Origin of the sequence: Pelagibacterium xiamenense, from assembly GCF_021166475.1 — a bacterium.
Classification (GTDB): Bacteria; Pseudomonadota; Alphaproteobacteria; order Rhizobiales; family Devosiaceae; genus Pelagibacterium; species Pelagibacterium xiamenense.
On sequence record NZ_JAJOYS010000005.1, the window covers coordinates 1 to 17715 of the forward strand.

Consider the following 17715-nt stretch of genomic DNA (forward strand, 5'->3'; position numbering starts at 1 on the left):
CGCCGTTCTTCACCAACTACCGTCCGCAGTTCTACTTCCGGACGACGGACGTGACCGGTGTTGTGACGCTGAAGGAAGGCGTCGAGATGGTTATGCCGGGCGACAATGTGGAGATGAACGTCGAGCTGATCGTGCCGATCGCGATGGAAGAGAAGCTCCGCTTCGCCATCCGCGAAGGCGGCCGTACCGTCGGCGCCGGCGTCGTCTCTAAGATTGTCGAGTAGCCGACAGTCGCAAAGACCATGATTTTAAAGGGCGGCCCGTGGGGCGCCCTTTTTCTTTTTGATGGCGGCGAACAAGGCTTGCACCTTGAGGGCTTTCCGATTAGATCATGCCCCACTGGTTCTAGGGGTGTAGCTCAGTTGGTAGAGCATCGGTCTCCAAAACCGAGGGCCGGGGGTTCGAGTCCCTCCGCCCCTGCCAGTTTACAGGCAAGAGCCCAGGGTCGGTCTTGATTGGATCGATTCGCCCGTGCCGATCAGGCCTCCAGATGCCTTACGGTCGAGTTGGGAAAACCGCAGCCTGTTTGCGAAAAACATGCGGCAAGGACTTGCCTTGTACCTTCTCAGGCGTTACATAGGCCCCTCTCTTGCCGTGCGAAGCGACTCGCGCGGCGATTGCGTATGGACCTAACTCCCAGAAAACAAGCCAGGTATCGAGCACTTTATGGCCCGGACTAATCCGTTTACGTTTTTTCAGCAGGTGCGCTCGGAGGTCGCCAAGGTCGTTTGGCCGACCCGGAACGAGACCCTCATCTCCACGGGGATGGTTCTGGTGATGGTGACGCTCGCGAGCCTTTTTTTCCTGGCGGCTGATCAGGTCATCGCCTTTTTCGTCGGGTTGATCCTGTCAATCGGCTGAGTGGGCCGGCATAAACGCGGAGCGGAAAGTATAATATGGCCAAGCGTTGGTACATCGTGCAGGCATACTCGAATTTCGAGCGGAAGGTTGCGGAGTCTATAAAGGAAAAGGTTGCGTCGGGTGGTCTCGAGCATTTGTTCGACGACGTGCTTGTGCCGACCGAAAAGGTGACGGAAGTGCGGCGCGGCCGAAAGGTCGATGCCGAGCGCAAGTTTTTCCCCGGCTATGTTCTGGTCAAGATGGAACTGACCGACGAGACGTTCCACCTGATCAAGAATACGCCGAAGGTTACCGGGTTTCTGGGCGCGGACAACAAGCCGCAGCCGATCTCCGAGCGTGAAGCGATGGCCATCCTGCAGCAGGTGCAGGAAGGCGTCGACCGGCCCAAGCCCTCGGTTTCTTTCGAGGTGGGCGAGAACGTGCGGGTGTCCGATGGGCCGTTCGCGAGCTTTTCGGGCGTCGTTGAGGAAGTCGACGAAGAGCGCGCACGGCTCAAGGTCGAGGTTTCGATTTTCGGCCGGCCGACACCGGTCGAGCTGGAATACGGTCAGGTCGAGAAGGTCTGAGCCGTTTAAGTCCCCGGTTTTTATCGGGGCGTTTCGATGTGGGAGAGGGCGGCGGTTGCCATCCGCCGGTAAAACCTTCGGACCACAACGTCACCGAATGGCCGCTTTGGCGGCCTGTTGAAAGGAACGGAAATGGCAAAGAAAATTGCTGGTTATATCAAGCTGCAAGTGCCAGCCGGCTCGGCGACCCCGTCGCCCCCGATCGGCCCGGCACTCGGTCAGCGCGGCCTCAACATCATGGAATTCTGCAAGGCGTTCAATGCCGCCACGCAGGAAATGGAGAAGGGTGCTCCGATCCCGGTCGTGATCACCGCGTTCGCCGACAAGAGCTTCACTTTCGAGATGAAGCTGCCGCCGGTGACCTATTTCATCAAGAAGGCGATCAACCTCAAGTCCGGCTCCAAAAAGCCCGGGCATGACAGCGCCGGCAAGCTGACCCAGGCTCAGCTGCGCGAAATCGCCGAAAAGAAGATGAACGACCTCAATGCCGATACGGTCGAGGCCGCCATGAGCATGGTCGCGGGTTCCGCCCGGTCCATGGGTCTGCAGATCGAAGGTTGATTGCCATGACGAAGATTGCAAAACGCACCAAGGCCATTCGCGAAGGCATCGACCGCAAGAAGGCTTACGCCATCGACGAGGCTGTCAAGCTCGTCAAGGAGCGCGCGACCGCCAAGTTCGACGAGACCATCGAAATTGCGATGAACCTGGGCGTTGACCCGCGCCACGCCGACCAGATGGTCCGCGGCGTCGTCAATCTGCCCAAGGGTACCGGCAAGACCGTTCGCGTCGCCGTGTTCGCCAAGGACGCCAAGGCCGAGGAAGCCAAGGCCGCCGGAGCGGACATTGTTGGTGCCGACGATCTCGCCGAAGAGATCCAGAAGGGCAACATCAATTTCGATCGCTGCATCGCGACCCCGGACATGATGCCGCTGGTTGGGCGCCTGGGTAAGATCCTTGGCCCGCGCAACCTGATGCCGAACCCGAAGGTCGGAACCGTCACGCCGGACGTGACCAGCGCGGTCAAGGCCGCCAAGGGCGGTGCGGTCGAGTTCCGCGTCGAGAAGGCTGGTATCATCCACGCCGGTGTCGGCAAGGCGTCGTTCACGGAAGCGGACCTTGTCGAAAACATCAAGGCGCTGGCCGATGCGGTCAACAAGGCGAAGCCTTCGGGCGCCAAAGGTACTTACGTCAAGCGCGTCGCCGTTTCTTCGACGATGGGCGCGGGCGTGCATGTCGATCCGTCTTCGGTTCTGAACTAGGAACTGAAGCCGAAAGATTTTCGGGCGGTTCCGGCCGCCCGGAATACCGGAAAGCGGTTTTCCCGGTTTCCGGTAAAGTCCTGTCCGAGACTGTGTGGTGAAGGCCGGCTGGCTTTCCTAATCGCCGGGGTGCTCCCGGAGGCCACCAATAGATGGGGTTTAATCCGGACGAGATTTTTTGGCAGACGCCGGAGCTCGTTTTGGTTTGAACCGGACTGACATCAGATGGGGTATCCCGCTTATGTCGGTTTACAGGCATTGCAACCGCCGAACTGCTCCCGGGCAGATCGGTTTTAAGCAAACGGTCCGGCCCATGAGGGCTGGGCTAAACGTGGAGAGTAGCAGTGGATAGAGCGGAAAAAGTAGAGGCCGTCGCCTCGCTCCAGCAGGCTTTCGCCAGTTCGGGCGCTGTCGTCGTCGCTCACTATGCCGGTCTGTCGGTCGCCGAATTCGAGACTCTGCGCAAGCAGATGAAGTCGGCCGGTGGACAGGTGAAGGTCGCCAAGAACCGCCTCGCCAAGCTCGCTCTTAAAGACTCCGATATTGCGGATATCTCGGCCTATCTGACGGGTCCGACGGTTCTCGCCTATTCGGAAGATCCCATCACGGCCCCGAAAGTGGCCAAGACGTTCGCGGACAAGAACGACAAGTTCAAAATCCTCGGCGGCGCGATGGGCTCGACCGAACTCGACGCCGATGGCGTCAAGGCGCTGGCCGATCTCCCGTCTCTGGACGAACTGCGCGCCAAGATCGCCGGCATGCTCACGCAGCCCGCGGCCAAGATCGCGTCCGTCCTGCAGGCGCCCGGCGGCCAGGTCGCCCGGGTTATCTCCGCTTATTCGGAAAAGGGCAACGCCGCGTAAGACGCGTTCCTTGTGACCTGTTCCACGGTTCAAACTGAAACCTAGACTTTAGAAAAGGCTGATCAAATGGCTGATCTTGAAAAGCTCGTTGACGAGCTGTCTGCACTGACCGTCCTGGAGGCTTCCGAGCTCTCCAAGATGCTTGAAGAAAAGTGGGGCGTTTCCGCCGCCGCTCCTGTCGCGGTTGCGGCTGCTGCCGGCGGCGCCGCCGGCGGTGCTGCCCCGGCTGAAGAAAAGGACGAATTTGACGTGATCCTCACCGATGCCGGTGCTCAGAAGATCAACGTCATCAAGGAAGTCCGTGGCATTACCGGCCTGGGCCTGAAGGAAGCCAAAGACCTCGTCGAAGGCGCTCCGAAGCCCGTCAAGGAAGGTGTTGCCAAGGCCGAAGCCGAAGAGCTCAAGACGAAGCTCGAAGCTGCCGGCGCCAAGGTCGAACTCAAGTAAGTTCGCCCTGCGATTTGCGGGATGGCCGGCATTCGGTCATCCCGTTCCTGTCCGGCGTTTTCGGACAGACGCCACCCCATCGGGGCAGGGCGGAGGTTGCGGATGACGCAGTATATATCGGTTGTGTTCCCGACTTTAGTCGAGAGTGCACCACATGGACGGGCACTTGTTCTGAAGGCCGACGGCTGATTGTCGGTCTTTCGAACAGTTGCCCGAAAGACATTGATGGAAAGAGGTACGGGTATGGCTACCACGTTCAACGGCCGCCGCAAGGTGCGCAAGTCTTTCGGGTCCATTCGGGAAGTGACGGAGATGCCGAACCTCATTGAGGTTCAGAAGGCGTCGTACGACCAGTTCCTGATGGTCCATGAGCCCGAAGGCGGGCGCGGCGACGAAGGCCTGCAGTCGGTCTTCAAGTCGGTCTTCCCGATCACGGATTTCTCCAACACGGCCTCGCTCGAATTCGTGCGCTACGAATTCGAACAGCCCAAATACGACGTCGAAGAGTGTCGTCAGCGCGACATGACGTTCGCCGCGCCGCTCAAGGTGACGCTGCGGCTGATCGTTTTCGAGGTGGACGAAGATACCGGCGCCCGATCGGTCAAGGACATCAAGGAGCAGGACGTCTATATGGGCGACATGCCCTTCATGACGTCGAACGGCACCTTTATCGTCAACGGTACCGAGCGCGTGATCGTTTCGCAGATGCACCGTTCGCCGGGCGTCTTCTTCGACCATGACAAGGGCAAGACCCATTCCTCGGGCAAGCTGCTGTTTGCCGCGCGCATCATTCCTTATCGCGGTTCCTGGCTCGACATCGAATTCGACGCCAAGGACATCGTCTATGCGCGCATCGACCGCCGCCGCAAGATCCCGGTCACCTCGCTTCTGAAGGCGCTGGGGCTCGATGCCGAAGAGATCCTGGCTACCTATTATGACGTGCTGACCTACACTAAGGGTGAGAAGGGCTGGCGCAAGCCGTTCGATGCGGAGTCCATGAAAGGCACCAAGCCGGTCTTCGACCTGATCGACGCCGACACCGGTGACGTCGTGCATCAGGGCGGTACCCGTCTGACGGCGCGCGCGGCCAAGAAGATCGTCGAAAAGGGCGTTACGCACCTTCTGGCGACCGACGAGGACCTTTACGGCACATATCTCGCGCAGGACATCGTCGATCTCACCAATGGCGAGATCTTTGCCGAGGCCGGCGACGAGATCGACGAGAAGGTGCTTACGACGCTCGTCGACAAGGGGTTCACCGAGCTGCCGGTGCTCGATATCGACCATGTCAATGTGGGTGCCTATATCCGCAACACGCTGGCGGTCGACAAGAACGAGTCGCGCGAGGATGCGCTGTTCGACATCTACCGGGTGATGCGCCCGGGCGAACCGCCCACCATCGAGACCGCCGAAGCGATGTTCAATTCGCTGTTCTTCGACGCGGAACGCTACGACCTCTCGTCGGTCGGGCGCGTGAAGATGAACATGCGTCTGGATCTCGATGTCGAGGACACCGTGCGCGTTCTGCGCAAGGAAGACATCGTCGAAGTCGTGCGCACACTGGTTCAGCTGCGTGACGGCAAAGGCGACATCGACGATATCGACAACCTCGGCAACCGCCGGGTGCGTTCGGTCGGCGAATTGATGGAAAACCATTATCGCCTCGGCCTCCTGCGCATGGAGCGCGCGATCAAGGAGCGCATGAGCTCGGTCGAGATCGACACGGTGATGCCGCAGGACCTCATCAACGCCAAGCCGGCTGCCGCCGCGGTGCGCGAGTTCTTCGGCTCCTCGCAGCTTTCCCAGTTCATGGACCAGACCAACCCGCTCTCGGAAATCACTCACAAGCGTCGTCTCTCGGCGCTTGGCCCGGGCGGTCTCACCCGTGAGCGCGCCGGCTTCGAAGTCCGCGACGTGCACGTGACGCACTATGGCCGTATCTGCCCGATCGAGACGCCGGAAGGCCCCAACATCGGTCTGATCAACTCGCTGGCCACGTTCGCGCGCGTCAACAAGTACGGCTTCATCGAAGCGCCGTACCGTAAGGTCGTGGATGGGAAGGTGACCGACGAGGTCGTCTATCTCTCGGCGATGGAAGAGGCCAAGCACTACGTTGCGCAGGCCAATGCCAACGTCAACGAGAAGGGCGAATTCGTCAACGAGATGGTCGTTGCGCGTCACGCCGGCGAGCCGTCGCTGACCCCGCGCGAGCAGGTCGACCTTATGGACGTCTCGCCCAAGCAGGTGGTTTCGGTTGCCGCGGCGCTCATTCCGTTCCTCGAGAACGACGACGCCAACCGCGCTCTGATGGGTTCGAACATGCAGCGTCAGGCGGTTCCGCTTCTGCGTGCGGAGGCTCCGTTCGTGGGCACGGGCATGGAGCCGGTGGTTGCCCGCGACTCGGGCGCTGCGATCGCGGCGCGCCGGACGGGTATCGTCGATCAGGTGGACGCCACGCGTGTCGTTGTCCGCGCGACCGAAGAAACCGATTCCTCGAAGTCGGGCGTCGATATCTACAACCTCATGAAGTTCCAGCGGTCGAACCAGTCGACCTGCATCAACCAGCGTCCACTGGTAAATGTAGGCGATCACGTGCAGGCCGGCGATATCATCGCCGACGGCCCGTCGACCGATCTGGGCGACCTTGCCCTTGGCCGGAACGTGCTCGTCGCGTTCATGCCCTGGAACGGGTACAATTTCGAAGACTCGATCCTTCTGTCCGAGCGGATCGTTCAGGACGACGTCTTCACCTCGATCCATATCGAGGAATATGAGGTGATGGCCCGCGACACCAAGCTCGGCCCCGAGGAAATCACCCGCGACATTCCGAACGTCTCCGAAGAAGCGCTCAAGAACCTCGACGAAGCCGGTATCGTCCATATCGGCGCCGAAGTGCAGGCGGGCGACATTCTGGTGGGCAAGATCACCCCCAAGGGTGAATCGCCCATGACGCCGGAAGAAAAGCTCTTGCGGGCGATCTTCGGCGAGAAGGCGTCCGACGTGCGCGACACGTCGCTGCGCATTCCGCCGGGCGATGCCGGCATCGTCGTCGAGGTCCGGGTGTTCAACCGCCACGGTATCGACAAGGACGAGCGCGCGATGGCGATCGAGCGCGAGGAAATCGAGCGGCTGGCCAAGGACCGCGACGACGAGCAGTCGATCCTCGACCGCAACGTCTATGCGCGATTGAAGGAAATGCTGTTCGGCAAGGCCGCGACGTCTGGCCCGAAGGGCTATGTCGCCGGAACCAAGCTCAACGACTCGATTTTCGATGCGCATCCGCGATCCAAGTGGTGGCAGTTTGCCGTCGAGGACGACAAGCTGATGACCGAGATCGAGGCTCTGCAGGCGCAGTATGACGAGAGCCGCAAGCTGCTCGAACAGCGTTTCATCGACAAGGTGGACAAGCTCCAGCGCGGTGACGAACTTCCGCCGGGCGTGATGAAGATGGTCAAGGTCTTCGTGGCGACCAAGCGCAAGATGCAGTCGGGCGACAAGATGGCCGGCCGTCACGGCAACAAGGGCGTGGTTTCGCGCATCATGCCGGTCGAGGATATGCCGTTCCTCGAAGACGGTACGCATGTCGATATCGTCCTCAATCCGCTGGGCGTGCCTTCGCGCATGAACGTCGGACAGATCCTCGAGACCCACCTGGGGTGGGCTGCTCGCGGCATGGGCCACAAGATCGACAAGATGATGGAGGCCTACCGCGAGACTAAGGACATCACGCCGCTCAAGAAGGAGATCTCGGCCCTTTACGAAGGAGACGAGTTCGTGGGCGACCTCGATGACGACGGGCTCGTGCGCCTCGGGCAGCAGATTTCCAAGGGTGTCTCGATCGCCACGCCGGTGTTCGACGGTGCCAAGGAACACGACATCGTCGAGATGCTCGAAGCGGCGGGTCTCGATGGCTCGGGTCAATCCACGCTCTTTGACGGGCGGACCGGCGAGGCTTTCGACCGCAAGGTGACGGTCGGGTATATCTACATGCTCAAGCTGCACCACCTTGTGGACGACAAGATCCACGCCCGTTCGATCGGCCCCTACAGCCTCGTTACCCAGCAGCCGCTGGGCGGCAAGGCGCAGTTCGGCGGACAGCGGTTCGGTGAAATGGAGGTGTGGGCGCTCGAAGCCTATGGCGCCGCCTACACCTTGCAGGAAATGCTCACGGTCAAGTCGGACGACGTCGCCGGCCGGACCAAGGTCTACGAAGCGATCGTCCGTGGCGACGATACCTTCGAGGCGGGTATTCCCGAGAGCTTTAACGTTCTCGTCAAGGAAATCCGGTCGCTTGGTCTCAACGTCGAGCTCACAGATATCGAGCCCGACAATGACGAGGCCGGTGGCGATCCGGAACTCGCGCCTCCTGCGGACGCGGCGGAATAATCCGCCGCGTTTGAGCCGAACTGACTTTTTTGCCCGAGCGGTGCGCTGAGACCAATCAGCAGCACCGCGAAGGCACCAAGGAGAGACAGATGAATCATCATCAGCACGTCATGGATCCGTTCAACTCGCAGGCGAGCGCACCGACTTTCGATCAGATCAAGATCAATATCGCGAGCCCCGAGAAAATCCTGTCGTGGTCGTACGGCGAGATCAAGAAGCCCGAGACCATCAACTACCGCACGTTCAAGCCCGAGCGTGACGGCCTGTTCTGCGCGCGCATCTTCGGCCCTGTGAAGGACTACGAGTGCCTTTGCGGCAAGTACAAGCGCATGAAGTTCAAGGGCGTCATCTGCGAGAAGTGCGGCGTCGAAGTTACGCTTTCGCGCGTTCGCCGTGAGCGCATGGGCCATATCGAACTGGCTGCGCCGGTTGCGCACATCTGGTTCCTGAAATCGCTGCCGAGCCGCATTTCGCAGCTTCTCGACATGACCTTGAAGGATGTCGAGCGCATCCTCTATTTCGAGAACTATGTGGTGATCGAACCGGGGCTCACCCCGTTCACGCAGCATCAGCTCATCACGGAAGAAGAGTATATGGACGCACAGGACCAGTACGGTCCGGATGCGTTCACCGCGATGATCGGCGCCGAAGCGGTACGCGAGATGCTGGCCGCGCTCGATCTCGAGAAGCTCGCTGCCGACCTGCGGGTGGAAATTGCCGAGTCGACGACGGAACTTAAGCCCAAAAAGCTCGCCAAGCGCTTGAAGATCGTCGAACAGTTCATCGTTTCGGGCAACAAGCCCGAATGGATGATCATGACGGTCATTCCGGTCATTCCGCCCGAATTGCGCCCGCTGGTGCCGCTCGACGGCGGCCGGTTTGCGACGTCGGACCTCAACGACCTCTATCGCCGCGTCATCAATCGTAACAATCGTCTGAAGCGTCTGATCGAGCTGCGCGCGCCGGATATCATCATCCGCAACGAAAAGCGCATGCTCCAGGAAGCCGTTGATGCGCTCTTTGACAATGGCCGCCGTGGCCGCACGATTACCGGTGCGAACAAGCGTCCGTTGAAGTCGCTTTCCGACATGCTCAAGGGCAAGCAGGGCCGGTTCCGCCAGAACCTCCTTGGCAAGCGCGTCGACTATTCGGGCCGTTCGGTGATCACCGTCGGGCCGGAGCTCAAGCTGCATCAGTGCGGTCTGCCCAAGAAGATGGCGCTCGAATTGTTCAAGCCCTTCATTTATTCGCGGCTGGACGCGAAGGGGCTGAGCTCGACCGTCAAGCAGGCGAAAAAGCTGGTCGAAAAGGAGAAGCCGGAAGTCTGGGATATCCTCGACGAGGTGATCCGCGAGCATCCGGTTCTTTTGAACCGTGCGCCGACGCTTCACCGCCTGGGCATCCAGGCGTTCGAGCCCATGCTCATCGAAGGCAAGGCCATTCAGCTTCATCCGCTCGTCTGCGCGGCATTCAACGCCGACTTCGACGGTGACCAGATGGCCGTTCACGTGCCGCTGTCGCTTGAAGCGCAGCTCGAAGCCCGCGTGCTGATGATGTCGACCAACAACATCCTGCATCCTGCAAACGGTCAGCCGATCATCGTGCCGAGCCAGGACATCGTCCTGGGTCTTTACTATCTCTCGATCATCGCCGAGGGCGAGCCGGGCGAGGGCATGGCATTCGGTTCGATGAACGAGATCGAGCACGCGCTCGAGAACAAGGTCATCACGCTGCACTCCAAGATCAAGGGCCGCGTGCGTGCGCTCGATGCGGACGGCAACAAGACGACCCAGATCGTGGAAACGACGCCGGGCCGGATGATGTTGGGCCGGGTTCTGCCCGACAACGTGCCGTTCGAAACGGTCAACCAGCTCATGACCAAGAAGATGATCTCCAAGGTCATCGACACGGTTTATCGCGCCTGCGGCCAGAAAGAGACCGTCATCTTCTGCGACAAGATCATGGATCTCGGGTTCAAGCAGGCCTGCCGTGCGGGCATCTCGTTCGGTAAGGACGACATGGTGATCCCGGATTCCAAGGCCAAAATCGTGGGGGATACCCGCAAGCAGGTCGAGGAATTCGAGCAGCAGTACAATGACGGCCTGATCACTCACGGCGAAAAGTACAACAAGGTCGTCGACGCCTGGGCCAAATGCGGCGACAAAGTCGCCGACGAGATGATGAAGCGCATCTCGGCCGTCGAGAAGGATGACGCCGGGCGGTCCAAGCAGATCAACTCGGTCTATATGATGAGCCATTCGGGCGCTCGTGGCTCGATCGCCCAGATGAAGCAGCTCGCGGGCATGCGCGGCCTGATGGCCAAACCCTCGGGCGAAATCATCGAGACCCCGGTGATCTCGAACTTCAAGGAAGGTCTGACGGTTCTCGAGTACTTCAACTCGACCCACGGTGCCCGTAAGGGGTTGGCCGACACCGCGCTCAAGACCGCGAATTCGGGTTACCTGACCCGTCGTCTCGTGGACGTGGCGCAGGACGCCATCATCACCGAGGACGATTGCGGTACCGAGGATGGGCTGACCATGGAGGCGATCATCGACTCCGGTCAGGTGGTTGCTTCGCTCGGCCAGCGTATCCTTGGCCGCGTCGCGGCTGACGACGTCGTTGCTCCTGGGACGGACGAGATCATCGTCAAGAAGGGCACGCTTATGGACGAGCGTGACGTCGAGACCATCGAGGCTGCCAAGGTGCAGTCGGTGCGCATCCGCTCGCCGCTCACCTGCGAGGTCCGTCAGGGGACCTGTGCCAAGTGCTACGGCCGCGACCTGGCGCGCGGTACGCCGGTCAATATGGGCGAATCCGTCGGCGTCATCGCCGCGCAGTCCATCGGCGAGCCGGGCACGCAGCTCACCATGCGCACGTTCCACATCGGCGGTACGGCGCAGGTGGTCGACAACTCGTATCTCGAGGCCGGCGCCGAGGGTAAGATCGCGTTCCGCAACAAGTCGATCGCGACCAACTCGGACGGGCATATCGTGGTCATGGGCCGCAACGTCGCCATCGTCATCGAAGATGCCGACGGCAAGGAGCGGTCTGTCCACAAGATCGCCTATGGGGCCCGTCTGCTGGCCAAGGAAGGCGAGCAGGTCAAGCGCGGCCAGCGTATCGCCGAGTGGGATCCGTACACGCGTCCCGTGCTCTCGGAAGTCGAGGGCGAGGTCATCTTCGAAGATCTCGTGGACGGCGCCTCTGTTGCGGAAACCACGGACGAGACGACCGGCTTCACCAAGCGTCTGGTCATCGACTGGCGGTCCAGCCAGCGCGGTGACGGGCTGCGTCCGGCGATCGCCATCGGGGCAGCGGGGCAAGTCCTCAAGTCCGATCGCGGCACGGATGCCCGGTACCTGATGAGCGTGGACGCGGTTATCGCCGTCGAGCCGGGGACCCGTGTGGCTACGGGTGACGTTCTTGCCCGTATTCCGCTCGAAAGCGCCAAGACCAAGGACATCACCGGTGGTCTGCCGCGTGTTGCGGAACTGTTCGAGGCTCGCCGGCCCAAGGATCACGCCATCATCGCGGAGATCGATGGCACGGTCCGGTTCGGCCGCGACTACAAGAACAAGCGCCGCATCGTGATCGAGCCTAATGACGAGAGCGTCGAGCCTGTCGAATACCTGATCCCGAAGGGCAAGCCCTTCCACCTTCAGGAAGGCGACCAGATCGAGCGTGGCGAGTACATCCTCGACGGCAACCCGGCCCCGCACGACATTCTTGCGATCAAGGGTGTCGAGGAACTGGCCAAGTACCTCGTCAACGAGATCCAGGAGGTCTATCGGCTGCAGGGCGTGTTGATCAACGACAAGCACATCGAGGTGATCGTTCGCCAGATGCTGCAGAAGGTCGAGATCACCGATCCGGGCGAAAGCGGTCTCCTCAAGGAAGAGCAGATCGACAGGATCGACCTCGACGAGCTCAACGAACAACTTGTGGCCGATGGCAAGAAGCCTGCGGAAGCCGTTCCGGTTCTCCTCGGGATTACCAAGGCCTCGCTGCAGACCCGTTCGTTCATCTCGGCGGCGTCGTTCCAGGAGACCACGCGCGTTCTCACCGAGGCGGCGGTCTCGGGCAAGGCGGACGTACTCGAAGGGCTCAAGGAAAACGTCATCGTCGGCCGGCTGATTCCGGCGGGTACCGGCGCGCGGATCTCCTCGGTCCGTCAGATCTCGACCAAGCGCGACGATCTGATCCTCGAAGAACGCCGCCGCCAGGCCGAAACGGTTGCGATTCCGGCTCCGGAGGCCATGAGCCCGGCGGAGCCTGCGGATACGCCATCCGAATAGGATCGAACCAACAAACGACAAGGGAAGGGGGCCAGCCGGCCCCCTTTCTTTTTGATACGGTTTTCAAAATCGCGACATCGATCCGTCAAACAAGGGTAAAGTCCCTGTCACCGTGCCCGGTTAGTTCTGTGCCCGTTGCAATCTTTGATTGTCAGGAGGCACTCCATGACCCGACATACCCTTTTCTCAGTCGTTTCCTTTCTCGCGGCAGCGGCGACCGCACAGGCGCAGGACGTTCCGCAGTTCGATGCGCGGCTCGTGTCACATGCGCAAATTCCGGCGCAAACGTTTCTCGCGCCGCCGTCCGACGCACCAGCCAGTCTCAATGTTTCGGGGCGGTTTGCGGCCGGTCCGCGCACCGAAACGCTCTATGACGTCGTAACCGGCAGCACGGGGCTGGCACGACCGTTCCCCGGCCAGCCGCTGCAGGGCTTTTCGGGTATCCGGTCCCTGGGCGAGGATCGGTTTCTCGTCCTGACCGACAACGGGTTCGGCTCTAAGGCGAACTCATCGGACGCCATGCTGATGTTCAACATTCTCAAGCCCGACTGGGAAACCGGCCGTGTCGCGATCGAGGAGACGGTGTTTCTTTCCGACCCCAATCGTGTTGTTCCGTTCCCAATCACCAACGAACACAGCGAGAGCCGCTATCTCACGGGAGCGGACTTTGACCTGGAGTCGATCCAGCCGGTCGGTGAGCACTATTGGATCGGGGATGAGTTCGGCCCCTGGCTATTCGAGGTGGACGGCGATGGCGTCGTTCAGCAGGTCTTTGCTACGGAGCCCGGCGGGGAATTGCTGCGTGCGCCCGACAATTTCTTTGTTAGAACGCCCAATCCGGGGGGCACGCTGCCAGACGACGTGCGCACCTTCAGTTCGGGTGGCTATGAGGGCATGGCACTCGACGAAGACGGGACAACGCTTTACCCCATGCTCGAAAAGCCAATCTGGATGCCCGAGGAAGGCGCTTCGGAGACAATCGACGGCACGCCCGTACTGCGGATTTTCGAGTTCGATACCGCCAGCGGGACCTGGGGCGATTCAGTTCGCTATTATCCGCTCGAAGATGCCTCGCACGCGATCGGCGATTTCAACATCATCGGGGGCACGCGGGCGTTGATCATCGAGCGCGATGGCCGGCAGGGCGATCCCCGGGTGGAGGGCTTCGACGAACCGGCGCAGTTCAAGCGCATCTACCTTGTCGATCTCGAGCGAGCCGATGAGAATGGCGTGCTTGAGAAGATCGGCTACATTGATCTGATGGACATCCAGGACCCCGACGGTATCGCGCCGCGCGGGACGATCGAGGGGCGGTTCAACTTTCCGTTCGTAACGATCGAGGATGTGGACCGGGTCGACGAGACCACTATCGTTGTGGCGAACGACAATAACTATCCCGGTTCGGCCGGCCGGGAACTCGGTCGCGCCGACGACAACGAGTTCATACTGCTCGAGGTCGCGGACTTTCTTGCGGCGGAATAAGGCACCACTATATATAGATGAACGGGAAGGGGCCTTCGGGCCCCTTTCTGCATGCTCGCAGACACCCATGCGAGGGGCGCATCGGAGCCGTGAAGCCCGCTAGCGCGCCTTTTTGCGGCGCAGGGCCTTGACGACTCCGAATCCGGCCTGTATGACCCGCCCTACCTAAACGGTCGGTCGTGGCTTGCCAGCGGAATTTGAAGCGTCCAAGGCTTCTCATTCGAGGCGGTCAAACACACTGTCGGGTAGTTAGACGCAACAAGTCTTGGGCGCATGATTGCTTCCCGGTGGGGAGGTGATCCTCTGCATTCTTGGCGCCGCCGGTTCCTTTAAGCTGGAGCAGGGCGGGCGCTGCTCGCTTGTTTTGCGTCATGAACGATTTGTTTGGTACGGATGAAAGAGGGTTCGAGCGATATGCCGACCATTAATCAGTTGATCCGCAAGCCCCGGCAGGCGAAGCCGAAGCGGAACAAGGTTCCGGCGATGGAGGCGAACCCGCAGAAGCGTGGCGTTTGCACCCGCGTCTATACGACGACCCCGAAGAAGCCGAACTCCGCGCTTCGCCGTGTCGCCAAGGTGCGTCTGGTCAACCAGCGTGAAGTCATCACCTATATCCCGGGTGAGGGCCACAATCTGCAGGAACACTCCGTTGTTCTCATCCGCGGCGGCCGTGTGCGTGACCTTCCCGGCGTGCGCTATCACGTGCTGCGCGGCGTTCTGGATACCCAGAGCGTTAAGGATCGCAAGCAGCGCCGGTCGAAGTACGGCGCGAAGCGGCCGAAGTAAGGAGAAGCTGATCTATGTCCCGTCGGCATCGTGCAGAGAAGCGTGAGATTCACCCCGATCCCAAGTTCGGTGATCTCATCGTTTCCAAATTTATGAATTCGCTCATGAAGGACGGCAAGAAGTCTGCCGCCGAGAGCATCGTCTATGGCGCGTTCGACGTTATCGAAGAGCGCACCAAGCAGGACCCGATTCAGGTGTTCCATGGCGCGCTGGACAACATTCGTCCGGCCGTCGAAGTGCGTTCGCGCCGCGTCGGTGGTGCCACCTACCAGGTGCCTGTCGAGGTCCGCTCAGAGCGTCAACAGGCACTGGCTATTCGCTGGCTGATCGATGCTGCCCGCAAGCGTGGCGAGACGACCATGGTCGGGCGCCTCTCGGGCGAGCTGATGGATGCGCTCAACGGGCGCGGCCAGGCCGTCAAGAAACGCGAAGACACGCACCGCATGGCTGATGCCAACCGCGCGTTCTCGCATTACCGCTGGTAAGGACGAACGAAAATGGCTCGCGAATACAAGCTCGAAGACTACCGCAATTTCGGCATCATGGCGCACATCGATGCCGGTAAGACAACCACGACCGAGCGCATCCTGTTCTATACCGGCAAGAGCCACAAGATCGGCGAAGTCCACGACGGCGCCGCGACCATGGACTGGATGGAGCAGGAGCAGGAACGCGGCATCACCATCACGTCCGCTGCCACGACGACGTTCTGGCAGGGCCGTGACGGCAAGAAGCGCCGTTTCAACATCATCGACACTCCGGGCCACGTGGACTTCACGATTGAAGTCGAGCGCTCGCTGCGCGTGCTCGACGGGGCGGTTGCTCTGCTTGATGCCAATGCCGGTGTCGAGCCGCAGACGGAAACCGTTTGGCGCCAGGCCGACAAGTACAACGTTCCGCGCCTGATCTTCGTGAACAAGATGGACAAGATCGGTGCCGACTTCTACCGCTCGGTGGAAATGATCGGGACCCGCCTTGGTGCCAAGGCTGTCGTTCTGCAGCTGCCGATCGGCGCTGAGAACGAGTTCGCCGGCGTCGTCGATCTCATCGAAATGAAGGCGCATGTCTGGAACGGCGAGCAGCTCGGCGCATCCTGGGATGTCGTTGAGATCCCTGAAGATCTCCAGGCCCGGGCCGAGGAATATCGCGAGCAGATGATCGAAGCTGCCGTCGAAGTCGACGAAGCTGCGATGGAAGCCTATCTCGAAGGCGAAATGCCGGATAACGACACGATCCGGAAGCTGCTGCGCAAGGGCATCATCCGCAACGACTTTTTCGGCGTGCTCTGCGGTTCGGCTTTCAAGAACAAGGGCGTTCAGCCGCTGCTCGACGCCGTCGTGGACTTCCTGCCGGCCCCCAACGACATCGAGGCCATCCGCGGTATCGATGCCAAGACCGAAGAGCCGATCGAGCGTCATGCAGATGACGGCGAGCCGCTCTCGATGCTGGCGTTCAAGATCGCCAACGACCCGCACATGGGTTCGCTGACGTTCTGCCGCATCTATTCGGGTGTGCTCGAAGCCGGCGCGCAGCTGCAGAATACGGTCAAGGACAAGCGCGAGCGCGTCGGCCGTATGTTCCAGATGCACTCGAACTCGCGTGAGCAGATCACCGAGGCTTATGCTGGTGACATCGTGGCGATCGTCGGTCTCAAGGATACCACGACGGGCGACACGCTCTGCGTGCCGTCTTCGCCGGTGATCCTCGAGCGCATGATTTTCCCAGAGCCGGTTATTGATATTGCCGTCGAGCCGAAATCCAAGGCCGACCAGGAAAAGATGGGTCTCGCCCTGCAGCGTCTGGCTGCTGAGGATCCTTCCTTCCGCGTCAAGTCGGACGAGGAAAGCGGCCAGACGATCATCTCGGGCATGGGTGAACTGCACCTCGACATCATCGTCGACCGCATGAAGCGCGAGTTCAAGGTCGAGGCCAATATCGGCCAGCCGCAGGTGGCGTACCGCGAGACGATCACCAAGGCCGCCGAAATCGACTATACCCACAAGAAGCAGTCGGGTGGTTCGGGCCAGTTCGCGCGCGTCAAGCTTGTCATCGAGCCGAACGAGCCGGGCGCCGGCTTCACATTCGAAAGCAAGATCGTGGGTGGCGCGGTTCCGAAGGAATACATCCCCGGCGTGTCCAAGGGGCTCGAGTCCGTGATGGGCGCGGGTATTCTTGCCGGGTTCCCGATCGTGGACGTCAAGGCGACCCTTATCGACGGTGCCTATCACGACGTGGACTCGTCGGTGCTCGCGTTCGAAATTGCGGCGCGTGCTGCGTTCCGTGAAGGCCTGCAGAAGGCTGGCGCGAAGCTGCTTGAACCGATGATGAAGGTCGAAGTCACGACCCCTGAGGAATACATGGGAGACGTGATCGGCGATCTCAATTCCCGCCGTGGGCAGATCCAGGGCACCGAGGCCCGGGGTATCGCCCAGGTCGTCAATGCTTACGTGCCGCTCGCGAACATGTTCGGCTATGTTAACGCTCTGCGCTCGATGAGCCAGGGCCGCGCACAGTACACCATGTTCTTCGACCACTATGAGCAGGTGCCGCAGGCGGTTGCTGACGAAGTCCAGGCCAAATACGCCTGAGTTTGAAACACGGAAATACCAGCAGCCGCTGCGCTGACTGAATACGGAGATATGTGATGGGCAAGGAAAAGTTTTCACGTAACAAGCCGCACTGCAACATTGGCACGATTGGTCACGTTGACCATGGCAAGACGAGCCTGACAGCGGCGATCACGAAGGTTCTGGCGGAGACCGGG

Annotated in this window: 14 protein-coding genes and 1 tRNA gene; all 15 read left to right on the forward strand. The window is 60.7% G+C overall.

The annotated features are described in order from the left end of the window. On the forward strand, positions 1 to 224 hold a 224-nt coding region (locus LSG43_RS16310; RefSeq protein WP_500797060.1), incomplete at its 5' end, for an EF-Tu C-terminal domain-related protein. A 123-nt stretch (positions 225 to 347) separates the two neighbouring features. Then, positions 348 to 423: transfer RNA gene (locus LSG43_RS16315), tRNA-Trp, on the forward strand. Between the two features lie 243 nt (positions 424 to 666). Next, entirely contained in the window at positions 667 to 861 is a 195-nt protein-coding gene (secE, locus tag LSG43_RS16320) for a preprotein translocase subunit SecE (RefSeq protein ID WP_231806207.1), read from the forward strand. Positions 862 to 896: 35 nt separating this feature from the next. After that, positions 897 to 1427 carry a transcription termination/antitermination protein NusG gene (gene nusG, locus LSG43_RS16325; RefSeq protein WP_231806209.1) on the forward strand — a complete coding sequence of 177 codons (531 nt, stop codon included), beginning with the start codon at positions 897 to 899 and terminating at the stop codon, positions 1425 to 1427. A gap of 132 nt (positions 1428 to 1559) precedes the next feature. Next, the gene (gene rplK, locus LSG43_RS16330; RefSeq protein WP_231806211.1) at positions 1560 to 1988 is read left to right on the forward strand and encodes a 50S ribosomal protein L11; all 429 of its coding nucleotides are present in this window, start codon (positions 1560 to 1562) and stop codon (positions 1986 to 1988) included. 5 nt (positions 1989 to 1993) lie between these two features. Then, on the forward strand, positions 1994 to 2689 hold the full coding sequence (gene rplA, locus LSG43_RS16335) for a 50S ribosomal protein L1 (protein ID WP_231806213.1): 696 nt from the start codon (positions 1994 to 1996) through the stop codon (positions 2687 to 2689). 344 nt (positions 2690 to 3033) lie between these two features. Further along, positions 3034 to 3552 carry a 50S ribosomal protein L10 gene (gene rplJ, locus LSG43_RS16340; RefSeq protein WP_231806215.1) on the forward strand — a complete coding sequence of 173 codons (519 nt, stop codon included), beginning with the start codon at positions 3034 to 3036 and terminating at the stop codon, positions 3550 to 3552. A gap of 66 nt (positions 3553 to 3618) precedes the next feature. Continuing rightward, on the forward strand, positions 3619 to 3999 hold the full coding sequence (rplL, locus tag LSG43_RS16345) for a 50S ribosomal protein L7/L12 (protein WP_231806217.1): 381 nt from the start codon (positions 3619 to 3621) through the stop codon (positions 3997 to 3999). A gap of 243 nt (positions 4000 to 4242) precedes the next feature. After that, positions 4243 to 8385 carry a DNA-directed RNA polymerase subunit beta gene (gene rpoB / locus LSG43_RS16350; protein ID WP_231806219.1) on the forward strand — a complete coding sequence of 1381 codons (4143 nt, stop codon included), beginning with the start codon at positions 4243 to 4245 and terminating at the stop codon, positions 8383 to 8385. A gap of 89 nt (positions 8386 to 8474) precedes the next feature. Beyond that, positions 8475 to 12683 (forward strand): DNA-directed RNA polymerase subunit beta', encoded by a 4209-nt coding sequence (gene rpoC, locus LSG43_RS16355; protein WP_231806221.1) that lies wholly within the window; start codon positions 8475 to 8477, stop codon positions 12681 to 12683. Between the two features lie 165 nt (positions 12684 to 12848). After that, positions 12849 to 14165, forward strand: a complete 1317-nt coding sequence (locus LSG43_RS16360) for an esterase-like activity of phytase family protein (protein ID WP_231806223.1) — start codon at positions 12849 to 12851, stop codon at positions 14163 to 14165. A 414-nt stretch (positions 14166 to 14579) separates the two neighbouring features. Next, complete coding sequence (rpsL, locus tag LSG43_RS16365) at positions 14580 to 14951, forward strand: 30S ribosomal protein S12 (protein ID WP_041528652.1); 372 nt, start codon at positions 14580 to 14582, stop codon at positions 14949 to 14951. A 14-nt stretch (positions 14952 to 14965) separates the two neighbouring features. Then, positions 14966 to 15436, forward strand: a complete 471-nt coding sequence (gene rpsG, locus LSG43_RS16370; RefSeq protein WP_231806225.1) for a 30S ribosomal protein S7 — start codon at positions 14966 to 14968, stop codon at positions 15434 to 15436. A gap of 12 nt (positions 15437 to 15448) precedes the next feature. Then, positions 15449 to 17539 (forward strand): elongation factor G, encoded by a 2091-nt coding sequence (gene fusA, locus LSG43_RS16375; protein WP_231806227.1) that lies wholly within the window; start codon positions 15449 to 15451, stop codon positions 17537 to 17539. A 56-nt stretch (positions 17540 to 17595) separates the two neighbouring features. Next, positions 17596 to 17715: GTP-binding protein (locus tag LSG43_RS16380; protein ID WP_231806229.1), on the forward strand; the 120-nt coding region annotated here is incomplete at its 3' end.

Coding starts and splice junctions, on each gene's coding strand:
- LSG43_RS16360 (WP_231806223.1), top strand. CDS start 12,849: ATGACCCGACATACCCTTTTCTCAGTCGTTTCCTTTCTCGCGGCAGCG.
- rplL (WP_231806217.1), top strand. CDS start 3,619: ATGGCTGATCTTGAAAAGCTCGTTGACGAGCTGTCTGCACTGACCGTC.
- fusA (WP_231806227.1), top strand. CDS start 15,449: ATGGCTCGCGAATACAAGCTCGAAGACTACCGCAATTTCGGCATCATG.
- rplA (WP_231806213.1), top strand. CDS start 1,994: ATGACGAAGATTGCAAAACGCACCAAGGCCATTCGCGAAGGCATCGAC.
- secE (WP_231806207.1), top strand. CDS start 667: ATGGCCCGGACTAATCCGTTTACGTTTTTTCAGCAGGTGCGCTCGGAG.
- rpoC (WP_231806221.1), top strand. CDS start 8,475: ATGAATCATCATCAGCACGTCATGGATCCGTTCAACTCGCAGGCGAGC.
- rpsL (WP_041528652.1), top strand. CDS start 14,580: ATGCCGACCATTAATCAGTTGATCCGCAAGCCCCGGCAGGCGAAGCCG.
- nusG (WP_231806209.1), top strand. CDS start 897: ATGGCCAAGCGTTGGTACATCGTGCAGGCATACTCGAATTTCGAGCGG.
- rplK (WP_231806211.1), top strand. CDS start 1,560: ATGGCAAAGAAAATTGCTGGTTATATCAAGCTGCAAGTGCCAGCCGGC.
- rpoB (WP_231806219.1), top strand. CDS start 4,243: ATGGCTACCACGTTCAACGGCCGCCGCAAGGTGCGCAAGTCTTTCGGG.
- rpsG (WP_231806225.1), top strand. CDS start 14,966: ATGTCCCGTCGGCATCGTGCAGAGAAGCGTGAGATTCACCCCGATCCC.